We start from the raw sequence: 12794 nt of genomic DNA, 5'->3' as shown, positions 1-12794 counted from the left end.
TGGCGGACCGTTGGCCGATGACCTAAGCTCGGTCGAGGGCACCTGAGGGCCGGCCATGCCTCCGGCGGCCGCCATGTGGAGTGCGCGGGCGATCCGACCCAACCTGCCGCCGTTCGGCGCGCTGGCGATCCTCGCGACGGAACCGGCCCCCTCATTCCGAATCTCAATCCGGCCGGCAGCGCATCGGGGTGGCGAGATGCGGTCGCGCAGTGACGACGATCGCTCGCCCCCCATGCTGCGCTGCAATGCCGAACGGATGCACGGAGGTCTGTCGGCCGCCGTCGCCCGATGAAGTGGCGCCAGAACTGTATAGGGCCAGATTTTTATACACGTCTAGATTTGACGATAACGGCTTTTTCAGTTCTGGGCGGTCATGCTCGGCGCGATAGGAAATCCGGTGATCGCGGCGGCGCGGTCGCCGGCAGCCGTAGCGACGCGACGCCCATGGTCCTGCCATCGACCGCTACAGCGATCCGCGCGCTCTTCGCCGATCGGGCCTCGCGCCTGATCGCCGCCACCGGCGCGAGCCTGCTGATCTGCATGACCCTGGTCGGCACCTATCTCTGCTTCGACCTGCGCGACACCGCTTGGCACAATGCGCAGCGCAACGGCGCAAACCTGCTGGCGGTGATCGAGGAAGGGGTCGGCCACAGCATCCGGGTCTACGATATGGCCCTGCGCGATGCCGCTCGCTTGGCCGCCCGGGCGGACATTGCTGCCCTGGAGCCTCAGCTCAGGCGCTTGGTCCTGTTCAATACCGTCGTCACGGGATCCGGCCTGGGCGCCATCGCCGTCACGGACGCGGCCGGGCACGTGGAGATGACGAGCGATGAGGACCAGAAGGAGCACCATGATCTGAGCGACCTGCCCGAGTTCCAGACGCTGCGCACCGATCCGGCGGCGAAGCTGATCCTGTTCGGACCGACCCGCTCCCGCATCTCCGGGCAGGAGATCGTCCGCTTGAGCCGGCGAATCGAGGCGCCGGACGGCACGTTCGCCGGGATCGTGACCGGCTCGATCGTCCTGGACCACTTGCAGGCGCTGTTCGATAAGCTGCGCTTCGAGGATGGGCTCACCCTCAATGTGTTCCATCAGGACGGCACGCTCCTCATCCGCGCGCCTGCGAAGCCGGCGGCGTCGGGACAAAGCATCGCTCCGAGCCTCGGGTATCGATATTACCGCGCCCATGAGCGCGGCGCGTTTCTCGGCCGCTCCTTCCTCGACGGCGAGGCGCGGCTCTACACCTTTGCCCAACTCGGTGATTTGCCCCTGATCGTGACCGTGGCCACAGACGTTCAAAGCATCCGGGGCGTTTGGATCTATAAGGCAGCGATCATCGTCATCCTGATCCTCTGCCTCAACGTGCTGATCTTCGGGATGACGATCCTGCTTCACCGTGAGGTGGGGCGGCACGCTGCGGCCGAGGCGTCCTCGCGCGAGGCCAACGCCGCGCTCTCCGTACTGGCCCGGACCGACGGCCTGACCGGCCTGCCGAACCGGCGCAGCTACGACGAGGTCTTCGCGGCGGAGTGGAAGCGGGCAGCCCAACTCGGCACGCCGCTCGCGCTCTTGATCGTCGACGCGGATCATTTCAAGCAGTTCAATGACCGGTTCGGGCACCATCGGGGCGACGGCGTTCTGAAGGCGGTGGCAGAGTGTCTGCGCCGGACGCTCGAGGCGGGCGGCATCAGCTTCCGGATTGGCGGCGAGGAATTCGTGGCTCTCCTGCCCGGATTTGACGCGACGGCGGCCAGCACCGCGGCCGAGCGCGTCCGCCGGGCGGTGGTGAACCTGCAGATCGCGCACGCTCCGGAGGTCGGCGGCGTGGCTACCGTCAGCATCGGTGTCGCCAGCGCCGAGCCGGCTTCCGGCGCCGCGTCCGATGCGCTGTTCCTCGCGGCGGACGCGGCGCTCTATGCCGCCAAGACGGCGGGTCGTAACCGCGTCCGGACCGCGCCGCAGGCCGAGCTGATCCTTCTCGCGCGGCGGGCCTGAGACCGCCGGGGCTCAGAGCATCGGCAGCATGCGGGGGCGCGGACCACGCGGGAAATGTGCGTCGATCATGGCGATCTCGGCCGAGCCGAGATGCAGGTCCGCCGCCCTGGCATTCTCGACGGCGCGTGCCGGGCGGCCGGTCTTAGGGATCGTGAAGGTCCCGGGCAGCCGGGTCAGGAAGGCGAGGGCGACGGCGTAGGGCGTGGTGCCGTGCGCCTGGGCGATACCTTCCAGCACGCGGCCGCCGGCGCTCGCGGGATCGGGGAACTCGCCGCTGCCGAAGGGCGAGTAGCCGACCATCGCGACCCCATGCTTCTCGCACCAGGGCAGCACCGCGTGCTCGATGGCGCGTTCGTTGAGGTGATAGAGCACCTGATTGCAGGCGATCCTGTCCGGTCCGGCGATGGCGAGCGCCCGGTCGAGGTCCTCGACGTCGAAGTTGCTCACGCCCCAGGACAGGATCTTCCCGGCCCGGCGCAGATCCTCGAAACCGGCAATCGTTTCCTCAAGGGGGTGCTGCCCCGGCCAGTGCAGCAGATAGCTGTCCAGCCGGTCTGTGCTCAGGCGCCGTAGGGAGGCCTCGCAGGCGCGCGCGACGCCGCGGCGGGTGGCGTTGCCCGGCACCACCTTCGAGACGAGAAACACCTCCTCGCGGCAATCCGCGATGGCCTCAGCTACGATCGCCTCGGCATCGCCGTACATCTCGGCCGTATCGATATGGGTCATGCCGGCGTCGATGCCAGCCCGCAACGCGCGAACCGCATCGGCGCGGTCCGCACTGTCGATATGCCACGTGCCCTGGCCGATGACCGGCACGGAGACACGCGCCGCGCCGAAGCTCCTCGCGTACATGGCAGCGCTCCCTTCCCTGACGCGACTCTTCTTGGGGACCATCGACCCGATCATCCGCGCGGCCCCGCCGGCCTGCCCCGGCTGAGCTGCAGAACGAGCCGACACGCCTTACTCGCGCCATCTTGGGGCGTTGAGCAATGGGCGACGGGTAAAGGCGGCGCTAAACTTTAGGCCATTGTCTGAAGTCGGGCCGCAAGGACTCGCCAAGCCTGCGCCTCCACGTGCCGCGCCCTGCGCGCCGGCCCGCGTGGAACCCGGTCCGGGGCGCGGTCAGTCGGTTGGCCAAGCTGGAGACGCGCCGATGCTGCCGGCCCACCGGATGTTCTGGGGCCTGATCCTGTTGGCTGCTGCCGGCGCGGGATTGCTCTACAACATCATCTTCGCGGACGGCGCCGCGCCGCTCGCCGGGTTCACCTACGGCCTCTGCATGGGGGCGACGGTGCTCGCTTTCGACCGCGGCCTGATCCTGGCCGGCCTGCAGGCGCGGATCCGGCGCTTTCCCGCTTGGCTTTACGTGCCGGCCGCCGAACTCGCCTACGTGCTGATGATCATGGCCGGCAACGCGCTGGGCGGACTCGTCGTGTGGACCTTCGCTCTCACGCCCGACGATCTCGCCTCCGCCACCCGGATGACGGCCCGGGTTCTGGCCTATGCGCTGGCGGTCTCCGGCCTGCTGGTCTTCGTGATCCGGATGCGCGACCTCATCGGCGGCGAGGTGTTCGTCAACTTCATGATCGGCCGCTATCACAAGCCGGTGGCTGAGGAGCGGATCTTCCTGTTCCTCGACGTGGTCGGATCGACGGCCTTCGCGGAGGCGCACGGCGACCTGCGGGCCCAGGAATATCTCGGGGCGGTCTTCGCCACGCTGGCCGAGCCGGTCCGACGCAATGGCGGCTCCGTCGACGACTATGTCGGGGACCTCGCCATGGTGACGTGGCCGATGTCCCGGGGCCTGAAGGATGCGCGCTGCGTGACCTGCCTGTTCGACGTGCTCGACCGGATCGAGGCCGATGCGGCCGCTTGGACGGCTCGATTCGGTACCGTGCCACGGCTCCGGGCGGCCCTGCATGGCGGCTCCGTGGTCACCGCCGAAGTCGGCGTCGACCGGCACAAGATCGCCTATTTCGGCGATGCCGTGAACGTGACCTCGCGGATCGAAGCCCTGTGTCGACCATTGGGGGTCGGCATCCTGATCTCGCAGGATCTCCTCGGATTGTTGCCGCGCCTGCCCGCCGGCGTGCGGGCCCGATCCCTCGGCGCCCACGCTCTTCGCGGTCGCGGAGCACCGCTGGCGGTGGCGACGCTGGAGCGGGGTACCGCCGACATCGCGCCGCTCGGAGACCTGGCGCCGCGCCGGGTCGCGGCTGCCCGCTGATGGTCCAGGCTGGAGCCGCGCGCTCGACCACAATGTTCGCCTTGAAGATGGCGCTGCGGTTCGGGCTTCCCCTGATCGGCTTGGCCGTCTTCGGTCACGCCGTCCTGCGCTCGGTGGGCGGTGACATCGAGCACTGGCAATTTGCTCTCGGGATCCTGCTGATCCTCGGCGGCTTCACTTCGAAGCTGGTGCCGCGGACATGAGTGACGAGCCGTCCGGACCGCCGATCTACCTCGATGCCGATGCCTGCCCGGTCAAGGACGAGACCTACCGGGTGGCCGCGCGCTACGGCCTGACGGTCTATGTCGTCGCCAACAGCGTGCTGAACCTGCCGCGAGAGCCCTGGATCGTGCGCGTCGTGGTCGGCTCCGCCCTCGACGCCGCCGATGACTGGATCGCCGAACGCGCCGCAGCGGGGAGCATCGTGCTCACCGCCGACGTGCCCCTCGCCGCGCGCTGTGTGAAGGCAGGAGCCACGGTGCTGGCCTTCACCGGCAAGCCGTTCAGCGAGGCCTCGATCGGGATGGCACTCGCGACCCGTGACCTGATGCAATCCCTGCGTGAGGCCGGAACAATCACAGGCGGCCCGAAGCCGTACTCGCGCGCTGACCGGTCGGCGTTCCTGTCGGCCCTCGACCGTGCGGTGAACAGGATCCTGCGGGACCGGCCGGCCAGGATCTGAGCGAGACAGCGCGCCGCCGTCCCGGACGGTCGGCCTCAGCCCTGATGACCGGAGACGAGCGCCTTCAGCGCCTCATTGATGCGCTCCTGCCAACCCGGCCCATCCTTCTGGAAATGAGCCAGCACGGCGCTGTCGAGGCGAAGGCTGACCACTTCCCGCGCGCCCGGAACCGCAGCGGGGCGGGGAGCGGGCTGCGGCGAGGGAGCCGCCGGCTTCGGGGTGGTGGCGGCCCTGAAAGCCGCCTCGGCTGCCGCGCGCGGATCGCTGAAGCGGCGGCGATTGCGGTCATCGGCCATCGGCCTCTAATCCTTCGCGGCGGTCTTCTTCGGGGCCGCCTTCTTGGCAGCGCCCTTCGCCGTCCCCTTGGAGGCCGCCTTGGCTTCCTTCTCGGCTGCCTTGGCCTGCGCGTCGGCGGCTTCCTTGGCGAGACGGAGGGAGCGCAGCCTGACGGTCCGTTCGTCCATCGCCTTGATGGCCGCGTGATGCTCCGCCATGGCTTGGGCGCCCTCGCGAGCCATGCGCTCGGCGCGCTCGGCGCGCTCGGCGCGGTTTTCGGCACGTGTCTTCGCTTCGGCTTCCGCGTCGCGGATGGCATTCACCTCGTCGAGGTCGAACTCAGTCTCGTCGCTCATCCTGTCCCTTTCGCCCCGGCTCAGCGGCACCGGCCCCTGCATCCTGCGCGGGACGGTGTCTGGGCGGGTCCGGCCTGTTCGAGGGGGATGGGGCAAGGCCGGATGAACCGCCCCCCTGCAGCGCTCACGGTCGCGCACAGGAGCGAGTTCAGAAACGCTTTAGCATGCTCGCCAGTCCTATGGCGAATCCGGGTCGATGGCCCGGGACGGCGGCGCACACCATTCGTTTCGTGCGCCGGTATTGCTGATCGATGAAAAATACCGATCCGATTATCTTGGCGTTGTGCCGGCGAGTTCAGCGCACGCGATAGTTGAGGGGGATCGTGATGGCGAGGCTCGACTGCGTCACCCCGGGCGGTGCCGGCGGCAGGCTGCCGCGCACGGCCGAGAGCGCCGCACTGTCGATCTGGCCGACGCCGCTTGAGCGGGCGAGTCCCGCGCCCGTCACGGCGCCGGAGCGCAAGATGGTGAAGTGAACCACCGCCGTTCCGCCGCTTGTGCCGGCAGCGGCGTTCGGGTTCATCCGGCTGTGGATCGCGGCGCTGATGGCACCCTGCCATTGCCGCATGGCGCTCGGATCACTGCCCGCGGCCGCGCGTCCGGCTGCGTTCTGGCGTGAGGCCGAGGCCGAGCTGCGCTCCGCCCCCTGCTGCGCCTTGGCCTGACGGGCCTTGGCCTCCCGCGCGGCCTTCGCCTTGGCTTCGCGGATCTCTTCCAGACGCTCCTGGCGGGCTTCCTCGCGCTTCTGCTCGCGGATCTTCTCCTCGCGCACCTTGCGCAGCTTGGCCTCCCGCTCAGCTTTGAGCTTGGCGGGATCGGGCACCGGCTTGGGCGGCTCCTCGGTCTTGGCGGCTTCCGCGGGCGGCGGAGCCAAAGGCTCTGCGGCCTCGGAGGTAGAGGTGACGACCTGGCTCTGGGACTCCACCGGCACGGCCTCCGGGGGCGGCTCGGTGACCGGAGTCTCCTCCGCCTTCACCTCGGCCGTCTCGGCTGGTGGCGGGGGTTGTACCGCCTCATCGGGCGGCACCTCCACGGGCTTGGTCTCAGGGGGCGCCGCCTGGCTCATCTGCTGCTCCGCCGGCGCCTCGGTGGGCGCGTCGGTCATGAGCGGCGCCAGATCCACGGTGATCTGCTGCTCGCCGGGCGGCGCGGGCGGCGCGAGCCGCAGGAACATCACCGCGGCCAGGGCGAGGGCGTGCAGGACGAGCGCGACCAAGAAGGCGGCGACCAGCCCAGACGGGCGGTGCTCGCCGAGATCCCCCGAGAGATCCGTCGACGTGAAGGTGCTCATCGGTTCAGCGGGCAGTCCCTGCGGGGGCGGCGGGTGCCGCAGCAGCGCCGCCGGGGGATTGCGCGATCAGCGACACCTTGGTGAAGCCGGCCTGGCCCACGATGCCCATCACCTCCATGACCTTGCCGTAAGGCACGTCCCGGTCGCCGCGGACCAGGATGACTTGGTCCTTGTCGGCGGCCGCCATCTCCCGGAGGCGCGGCACGATGCTCTCCATCGTGAACACCTGCTTGGCGATGGACGGGTTGCCGTCCTTGTCCACCGTCACCTCCTGCGGCTTCTTCGATTGCGCCACCTTGGGCGCCGCGGTCTTCGGCAACTGCACCGGCACGCCGGTGGTCATCAGCGGGGCGGCGACCATGAAGATGATCAGCAGGACGAGCATCACGTCGACCATCGGGGTCACGTTGATGTCGGACATCGGCAGGTCGTCGAGGTCGTCCTCGTCGCTCGTGCGAATGGATCCCATCGCCATCGGGCGTCTCCGGTTCCGTTGCGTTCGGCCCGTACGGGCTGGAGCGGGAAGAGGCTACTCGGCCGCCGCGCGGTGGGCGCTGGCGCGATCACGGGCCAGGCGGTTGCCCAACACCGAGATGTACGAGGAGAAGGTGCTCTGAATGCCGCTGACGTCGCTCGACAGCTTGTTGTAGGCCATCACGGCCGGGATCGCGACGACGAGGCCGATCGCGGTCGCGAACAGCGCCTCGGCGATGCCCGGCGCCACCACGGCAAGCGACGTGTCCTGGCTGCGCGCGATCGATGAGAACGAGTTCATGATGCCCCAGACGGTGCCAAACAGGCCAACGAACGGGGCAGTGGAGCCCGACGTCGCCAGCAGCGATAGGCCGGTGCGCAGGCGCTTCACCTCGAGGGTGAGGGCTCCCTTCATGGCCCGCTCGATCCGCTCACGGCGCTCCGCCCGCGTCTCGGAGGGATCCTGATCGCGCCACGCGTCGATGGCGGCCTTCACCACGTGGCCGGCGATACCTCTATGCTCGCCGTCGAGGCTCCCGCCCGAGCGCACCAGCGTGGCGAACGCTTTCGCCTGACGACGGGCCGCTGCGAGCCGGATGATCTTCTCGAACACCACCGTCCAGCAGGCGATGGAGGCGATCACCAGCAGGATCATCACGCCTTTCACGATCGGATCGGCCTGCAGGAACAGGCCGAGGAACGAGAAATCGTGGGCCGCCTCGATCGGGGCTTGTGTCGGGTCCATCGCGGGCTCCTGGCGTCCTGGTCTCACGCGGCGCTGCGCCGCCAACGTATCGGGGTGCGGCGAAAGCCGCAGGCCGCCCGGCGGCTTTCGCCGCCGGGCGGTTCAATCTCGGCGGCTCTCAGACCACCCCTATCAGCGGTCGAACGGGATACCGGCCTTCGACTCGGTCTCAGTCCGTTCGAGGCAGGCCTCGCGGGCGGCATCACCGCCGTCGCAGGCCAGGACATCGTTTAGAAGGACCCGGCCGACCTTGTTGCAGGCGATGCCGGGGAAATCGAAGATCTTGACGGTGGTCTTGCGCGGCGGAAGCGGGCCGAGCTCGACGGCGACGCGCTTCTGCGCGACCCCATCGGTATCGAAGGCGAAAAGATCGACCTTGTACGACTTGAGGCCGGTGCCCTTGGCATTGTCGATCACCATGGTGATCCGGCACGCCTCACCCGCAGTCTCGACCTTGTTGAGCTGCAGCTTGAGGGGCGCGGCTTTCTCGGAAGCGTCCTGCGCCAGAGCAGAGACCACCAGGAGCGCGAGGAGCGCGAAGCAGGCCGCACCATCGAGGGCAATGCGCCCGATTCGCCGGCGGTACAGGGGAACGCGCAAGGCAAGCACCGAAGGGGTTTCCTCTTGTTGGACACGGTGGGGCACGGGGAGCCGCTCCCGCCAGAGTGATCGGCTCGGCGTCAGTTCAGTGGAGCATCGCACGGTGCGGGCAGGCAGCCGGTGCGAGGCGCTCCGCCGCCTCATCGAGCGGCCCGACCGCCGCACGGACCGCAGCCACCAGGCGCGGCGCCGCCCCGCGTCCGGTGATCTCCGCGGCCGCCTCCTCCAGATCCGTCCAGAGCCGGCGCCGGCCCCGGCTGATCAGGTTGACCAGCGCGCATTCATGTCCGGTGACGCGGCAGCAGCTCGCCGGCATGAAGGACCAGTCGTCTTCGCGTTCCGCTCGCAGCGCCCGGATGATCGCGACGACGCAGGCGACGAAGCGACTGCCTTCTGCGGCACCGAGCAGCTGCTCGGCCCCGTCGAAGGCTGCGTTCCAGCACGCCACATCGCTCGTCATGTACCCGGCTGCCACGAACCGGGCGACCGACAACGCTAGGATGTCGGCCTCGTCGCGGCACACATCGGCGACGCGCTGCAACGCCGCATGATCCGACGGTGTCGATGGCGCGCTCATGGGCTCCGATGCCTCGCGTCGCAGGAGGTCGCGAACATCCGCTGGTTACGGACGAAGATCAGCCGCGGCAGTATCCATGACCGCGGCCAGGATCAAGGCCCAGCGTGAAAATCAGAGCAGTTCCAAATTGTTACGGGAAAGCCTGACCGTTCCGGGGTTTGCTCAAGGTTCCCGGAACAGATTGCCGAAATGTCCCGATTGTTCTTAACGGCGGAGACCGCGCCGGCTGCCGAACGAAACGGGCCGCCTCTCTTGATGGCCCGGGAACCCTCGGCCATATCTCTGCCTTGCCGAGGCGTCCCGCCCGGCGGAGCGCTGTCCCGTGCGGGCTCCCTATCGCCGAGGTGCTCAGAGATCCCAGGGGTGCGGCAAGTCCCAGGGTCGGAGGCCTCGCCTTCTGGATGACGGCCGCGATGACTCGATCCTCGCCCTTCGGGCACCCGTTCCTGCTCGGTTTCGACGAGATCGAGCAGGCTCTCGACCGGGTTTCCAAAGCCGCGAACGACGGCTATCCACCCTACAACATCGAGCGCCTGCCCCGCACCGAGCGGGAGCCCGAGCGCCTGCGCATCACCCTGGCCGTAGCCGGATTCACGCGCGACCAGCTCGACGTGATGCTGGAGGAGAGCCAGCTCGTCGTCCGCGGGCGGCAGGTGGACGAGCGCGAGCGGCATTTCCTCCACCGCGGCATCGCGGCGCGCCAGTTTCAGCGCGCCTTCCTTCTCGCCGATGGCATGGAGGTGCTGGGTGCGGATCTCGCCAACGGTCTTCTCTCGATCGATCTCGTCCGTCCGGAGCCCGACCGGATTGTGCGCAAGATCGATATTGGTGCCCGCGGCTAAGATGGATTGATTGGACGGCGACAATCCCCACATCAGTGCGGAGCCGCCGGTGCCTCCGGGACCGGCGGTGGACGCTCTGCCACCAAGGAGGGCATTGATGACCGACCTGAACCCGTCCCCTCTGACCCCCGCGGATCTCGACCCGGCCGATTTCAAGCCGGCCGACCTCGCGGCTCTCGGTGAGGGGCATATCGCCTACGTCCGGCCGATCCGGTCCGACGAGGTGCGCCGCTTCTTCCCGCAGGCCCCGGAGCTGACGCCCGGCCTCGACCTGTTCGCCCTGCTCTCGGCGAGCGGCGCGCCCATCATGCTCGCCGATTCCCGCGACGTGGTGCTGGCCAACGCCTTCGCCCACGATCTGCAGCCTGTCAGCCTGCACTGATCCCGGCCGGATCGGCCGGTCAGGCGATCTCGGCCACCGCCCCGACGAGCCGCGCGATATCCTGCGGTCGCGACAGGCGGTGGTCGCCATCGGCGATCAGCGTCAGCACGGTCCCTTCCGCCGGCAGCCGTGTGAGGATCTTGAGGGCGTGGGTATAAGGCACGTCCGTATCGCGCATGCCCTGCAGGATGTGAATCGGGCAGCCCGGGACCAGCGGCCCGTCGAGAAGGCGGTTTCCGCGCCCATCCTCGATCAGCTTCAGGGTGATGGGGTCGGGCTCGGGCGCGTAATCGCTGGGCTTTCGCAGGACGCCGTCCCGCATCATCATGGCGCGCGCCGCCTCGCTCAGGCGGTCCCAGATCAGATCCTCCGTGAAATCCAGGGCCGGCGCGATGAGCACGAGCCCGGCGGTTTTCTCGCCCCGGGTCGCACGGTCGCGCGCCGCGAGGCAGGCGATCCAGCCGCCCATCGAGGAGCCCACCAGGACCGGTGCCTCGTCGACATAGGCCGCCAGCAGCGCCTGCGCATCCTCAAGCCACGTGGAGATCGTGCAATCCGTGAACGCGCCGCTTGAGGCGCCGTGACCCGCATAGTCAAACCTGACCAGCTTCCGCCCGGCCTGTGCGGCCCAGGAATCCAGGGCGGTCGCCTTTGTGGCGGTCATGTCCGAGCGGAACCCGCCGAGCCACACCACCGGCGGTCCGGAGCCGTCGCGCACCTGCACGGCGATGCGGCGCACTGCGCCCCCCGCACCGACGGTCAGGAACTCGGGGCCTGTATCGGTCATCGTCTTCTCCGATATCCCAGTCTCAGAACGGAAGAAGTCCTTCCCTGACCGGGTTGGATTCAACCTCCGTTTACCGGACCGTAAAGCGCGGCGGCGATGCTGGAGCAATGGCAGCGAGCATTTGGCAGATACCGGCCGGGGGCCTGCGCGTCCTCGCCGAGGGACCGCGGGCGACCGGCGTGACCCGTGGCCTGTCGGGATTCCCGGCCGAGATCGGGGACCTCGTGGGCGCCCGGATCCTCCAGATCATCCCGGAACTGGAAGCGGGCGGCGCCGAGCGCACCACGGTCGACGTGGCGGGTGCCCTGGCGGCTGTCGGGGCGCGCGCCCTGGTCGCCACGGAGGGTGGCCGCCTCGTCGGGGAACTCCAGGCGAAGGGTGGGCACTGGCTCCGTTTCCCGGCGGCCTCCAAGAATCCGGCACGGATGGCCGTGAACGTCCTGCGACTCATGGCGCTCTGCCGCCGCGAGGGGGTCCAGATCATCCACGCCCGATCGCGGGCCCCCGCCTGGGTGGCGCTCGGCGCGGCGCGGCGCCTCGGGCTACCTTTCGTGACCACCTATCACGGCAGCTATTCCGGGCGGACCGGCGTCAAGGTTCTGTACAATTCCGTCATGGCCCGTGGCGACGTGGTGATCGCGAACTCGCGCTACACCGCGGACCTGATCCAGCGCCTCCATGCCGAGCAGGCGGGGGACCGGGTGCGGGTGATCCACCGCGGCACGGACCTCGCCGTCTTCAATCCGGTCGCCGTCGGGGCTGGCCGGGTCGAGGCTCTCCGCCGGGCCTGGAACGTGGCGCCGCACGAGCGGGTGATCCTCCTGGCCGCCCGCCTGACCGCCTGGAAAGGGCACCGCGTGCTGATCGAGGCGGCCGCCCAGATGCGGGACCGGGGCGTCCCCGACCTCGCCGTCGTGCTGGCAGGGGACCCCCAGGGCCGCGCGGCCTACGAACGCGAACTCGACGCGCTGATCGCGGCGCGCGGACTGGGCAGCATCGTGCGACGGGTCGGCCATTGCACCGACATGCCGGCAGCCTTCCGGGCCGCTTCCGCGGTGGCGGTCCCCTCCGTGGAGCCGGAGGCGTTCGGACGTTCCGCCGTGGAGGCGCAGGCGCTCGGCACGCCGGTCGTGGTCTCCGATCTCGGGGCGGTCCCCGAGACAGTCCTGGCGCCGCCGGACGTGCCCGCCGGCCAGCGCACCGGCTGGCGCGTCCCGCCCGGCGACGCAGCGGCGCTGGCAACCGCGCTCACCGAAGCCCTGTCGTTGGGTGCCAGCGCCCGGGATGCCCTGGCGCGGAGGAGCCGGGCGCATGTCGAGGCGCATTTCTCGTTGGAGCGGATGGTCGGGGATACGCTCGCGGTCTACGCCGAGCTTCTCAGGCGCCAACCTTGAGCGGGACGCCGAATCGCTGCGCCCGTGATGTGTCGCCCGCCTCGCGCTTTGTGAACTCCTCGAGCGCGGATCCGAGGATTCGCCGCGAAGCCGGACGTCCGGTCTACCGATCGGCCGTCCGGACTTTCCACGGATTCTCGCCCGCGCCACGCTGAATATTTCGAAC

General features: G+C 69.2%; 16 protein-coding genes. 7 read left to right on the top strand and 9 right to left on the bottom strand.

Annotated elements, in window-relative coordinates:
* The first annotated feature begins 288 nt into the window (after positions 1-288).
* Positions 289-1995, top strand: coding sequence for a diguanylate cyclase (locus tag ACYCO6_RS24680; RefSeq protein ID WP_459764232.1), 1707 nt, complete (start codon positions 289-291; stop codon positions 1993-1995).
* Positions 1996-2007: 12 nt separating this feature from the next.
* Here the strand turns inward: ACYCO6_RS24680 and ACYCO6_RS24675 are convergent, their stop codons facing one another.
* Positions 2008-2847 (bottom strand): aldo/keto reductase, encoded by an 840-nt coding sequence (locus ACYCO6_RS24675; protein WP_459764230.1) that lies wholly within the window; start codon positions 2845-2847, stop codon positions 2008-2010.
* Between the two features lie 301 nt (positions 2848-3148).
* Here ACYCO6_RS24675 and ACYCO6_RS24670 point away from each other — a divergent pair, with 301 nt between their 5' ends.
* The 3 genes from ACYCO6_RS24670 to ACYCO6_RS24660 are packed head-to-tail and all read left to right on the top strand — an operon-like array spanning position 3149 to position 4904.
* Complete coding sequence (locus ACYCO6_RS24670) at positions 3149-4222, top strand: adenylate/guanylate cyclase domain-containing protein (RefSeq protein ID WP_459764228.1); 1074 nt, start codon at positions 3149-3151, stop codon at positions 4220-4222.
* Positions 4222-4425: a hypothetical protein gene (locus ACYCO6_RS24665; protein WP_459764226.1), complete on the top strand. Its 204-nt coding sequence runs from the start codon at positions 4222-4224 to the stop codon at positions 4423-4425. The genes ACYCO6_RS24670 and ACYCO6_RS24665 overlap by 1 nt, the downstream gene beginning before the upstream one ends.
* Positions 4422-4904, top strand: coding sequence for a YaiI/YqxD family protein (locus ACYCO6_RS24660; protein ID WP_459764224.1), 483 nt, complete (start codon positions 4422-4424; stop codon positions 4902-4904). The genes ACYCO6_RS24665 and ACYCO6_RS24660 overlap by 4 nt, the downstream gene beginning before the upstream one ends.
* 35 nt (positions 4905-4939) lie before the next feature.
* Here ACYCO6_RS24660 and ACYCO6_RS24655 read toward each other — a convergent pair whose 3' ends face one another.
* The 7 genes from ACYCO6_RS24655 to ACYCO6_RS24625 all read right to left on the bottom strand — a co-directional run bounded on the left by ACYCO6_RS24655 (position 4940) and on the right by ACYCO6_RS24625 (position 9223).
* Complete coding sequence (locus ACYCO6_RS24655) at positions 4940-5200, bottom strand: BrnA antitoxin family protein (RefSeq protein ID WP_459764222.1); 261 nt, start codon at positions 5198-5200, stop codon at positions 4940-4942.
* Between the two features lie 6 nt (positions 5201-5206).
* Entirely contained in the window at positions 5207-5536 is a 330-nt protein-coding gene (locus ACYCO6_RS24650) for a hypothetical protein (RefSeq protein ID WP_459764220.1), read from the bottom strand.
* Positions 5537-5831: 295 nt separating this feature from the next.
* Positions 5832-6827: an energy transducer TonB family protein gene (locus tag ACYCO6_RS24645; RefSeq protein ID WP_459764218.1), complete on the bottom strand. Its 996-nt coding sequence runs from the start codon at positions 6825-6827 to the stop codon at positions 5832-5834.
* A 4-nt stretch (positions 6828-6831) separates the two neighbouring features.
* Entirely contained in the window at positions 6832-7302 is a 471-nt protein-coding gene (locus ACYCO6_RS24640) for an ExbD/TolR family protein (RefSeq protein WP_459764216.1), read from the bottom strand.
* A 54-nt stretch (positions 7303-7356) separates the two neighbouring features.
* The gene (locus ACYCO6_RS24635; protein WP_459764214.1) at positions 7357-8046 is read right to left on the bottom strand and encodes a MotA/TolQ/ExbB proton channel family protein; all 690 of its coding nucleotides are present in this window, start codon (positions 8044-8046) and stop codon (positions 7357-7359) included.
* Positions 8047-8178: 132 nt separating this feature from the next.
* Positions 8179-8655: a Tat pathway signal protein gene (locus ACYCO6_RS24630; protein WP_459764212.1), complete on the bottom strand. Its 477-nt coding sequence runs from the start codon at positions 8653-8655 to the stop codon at positions 8179-8181.
* A 76-nt stretch (positions 8656-8731) separates the two neighbouring features.
* Positions 8732-9223, bottom strand: coding sequence for a hypothetical protein (locus ACYCO6_RS24625; protein WP_459764210.1), 492 nt, complete (start codon positions 9221-9223; stop codon positions 8732-8734).
* 413 nt (positions 9224-9636) lie between these two features.
* On the opposite strand from ACYCO6_RS24625, the gene ACYCO6_RS24620 reads away from it, so the two are divergent.
* A complete protein-coding gene (locus tag ACYCO6_RS24620; RefSeq protein WP_459764208.1) occupies positions 9637-10065 on the top strand; it encodes an Hsp20 family protein in 429 nt (142 codons plus the stop codon).
* Positions 10066-10162: 97 nt separating this feature from the next.
* Positions 10163-10447: a BQ00720 family protein gene (locus tag ACYCO6_RS24615; protein WP_459764206.1), complete on the top strand. Its 285-nt coding sequence runs from the start codon at positions 10163-10165 to the stop codon at positions 10445-10447.
* A 19-nt stretch (positions 10448-10466) separates the two neighbouring features.
* Here ACYCO6_RS24615 and ACYCO6_RS24610 read toward each other — a convergent pair whose 3' ends face one another.
* Positions 10467-11234 carry an alpha/beta hydrolase gene (locus ACYCO6_RS24610; RefSeq protein WP_459764204.1) on the bottom strand — a complete coding sequence of 256 codons (768 nt, stop codon included), beginning with the start codon at positions 11232-11234 and terminating at the stop codon, positions 10467-10469.
* Between the two features lie 107 nt (positions 11235-11341).
* Here ACYCO6_RS24610 and ACYCO6_RS24605 point away from each other — a divergent pair, with 107 nt between their 5' ends.
* The gene (locus tag ACYCO6_RS24605; protein ID WP_459764202.1) at positions 11342-12628 is read left to right on the top strand and encodes a glycosyltransferase; all 1287 of its coding nucleotides are present in this window, start codon (positions 11342-11344) and stop codon (positions 12626-12628) included.
* Positions 12629-12794: the final 166 nt, after the last annotated feature.

The organism is Methylobacterium sp. CM6257 (assembly GCF_054611515.1).
The sequence above is the reverse complement of the archived record's forward strand: the minus strand, read 5'-3'. Positions and strand labels throughout refer to the sequence as shown.

Excerpts from the sequence above, each read along its gene's own strand:
- ACYCO6_RS24635 (WP_459764214.1), bottom strand. The coding sequence starts at position 8,046 with ATGGACCCGACACAAGCCCCGATCGAGGCGGCCCACGATTTCTCGTTC.
- ACYCO6_RS24680 (WP_459764232.1), top strand. The coding sequence starts at position 289 with ATGAAGTGGCGCCAGAACTGTATAGGGCCAGATTTTTATACACGTCTA.
- ACYCO6_RS24620 (WP_459764208.1), top strand. The coding sequence starts at position 9,637 with ATGACTCGATCCTCGCCCTTCGGGCACCCGTTCCTGCTCGGTTTCGAC.
- ACYCO6_RS24675 (WP_459764230.1), bottom strand. The coding sequence starts at position 2,847 with ATGTACGCGAGGAGCTTCGGCGCGGCGCGTGTCTCCGTGCCGGTCATC.
- ACYCO6_RS24610 (WP_459764204.1), bottom strand. The coding sequence starts at position 11,234 with ATGACCGATACAGGCCCCGAGTTCCTGACCGTCGGTGCGGGGGGCGCA.
- ACYCO6_RS24655 (WP_459764222.1), bottom strand. The coding sequence starts at position 5,200 with ATGGCCGATGACCGCAATCGCCGCCGCTTCAGCGATCCGCGCGCGGCA.
- ACYCO6_RS24625 (WP_459764210.1), bottom strand. The coding sequence starts at position 9,223 with ATGAGCGCGCCATCGACACCGTCGGATCATGCGGCGTTGCAGCGCGTC.
- ACYCO6_RS24605 (WP_459764202.1), top strand. The coding sequence starts at position 11,342 with ATGGCAGCGAGCATTTGGCAGATACCGGCCGGGGGCCTGCGCGTCCTC.
- ACYCO6_RS24670 (WP_459764228.1), top strand. The coding sequence starts at position 3,149 with ATGCTGCCGGCCCACCGGATGTTCTGGGGCCTGATCCTGTTGGCTGCT.
- ACYCO6_RS24660 (WP_459764224.1), top strand. The coding sequence starts at position 4,422 with ATGAGTGACGAGCCGTCCGGACCGCCGATCTACCTCGATGCCGATGCC.
- ACYCO6_RS24665 (WP_459764226.1), top strand. The coding sequence starts at position 4,222 with ATGGTCCAGGCTGGAGCCGCGCGCTCGACCACAATGTTCGCCTTGAAG.
- ACYCO6_RS24615 (WP_459764206.1), top strand. The coding sequence starts at position 10,163 with ATGACCGACCTGAACCCGTCCCCTCTGACCCCCGCGGATCTCGACCCG.
- ACYCO6_RS24640 (WP_459764216.1), bottom strand. The coding sequence starts at position 7,302 with ATGGCGATGGGATCCATTCGCACGAGCGACGAGGACGACCTCGACGAC.
- ACYCO6_RS24650 (WP_459764220.1), bottom strand. The coding sequence starts at position 5,536 with ATGAGCGACGAGACTGAGTTCGACCTCGACGAGGTGAATGCCATCCGC.
- ACYCO6_RS24645 (WP_459764218.1), bottom strand. The coding sequence starts at position 6,827 with ATGAGCACCTTCACGTCGACGGATCTCTCGGGGGATCTCGGCGAGCAC.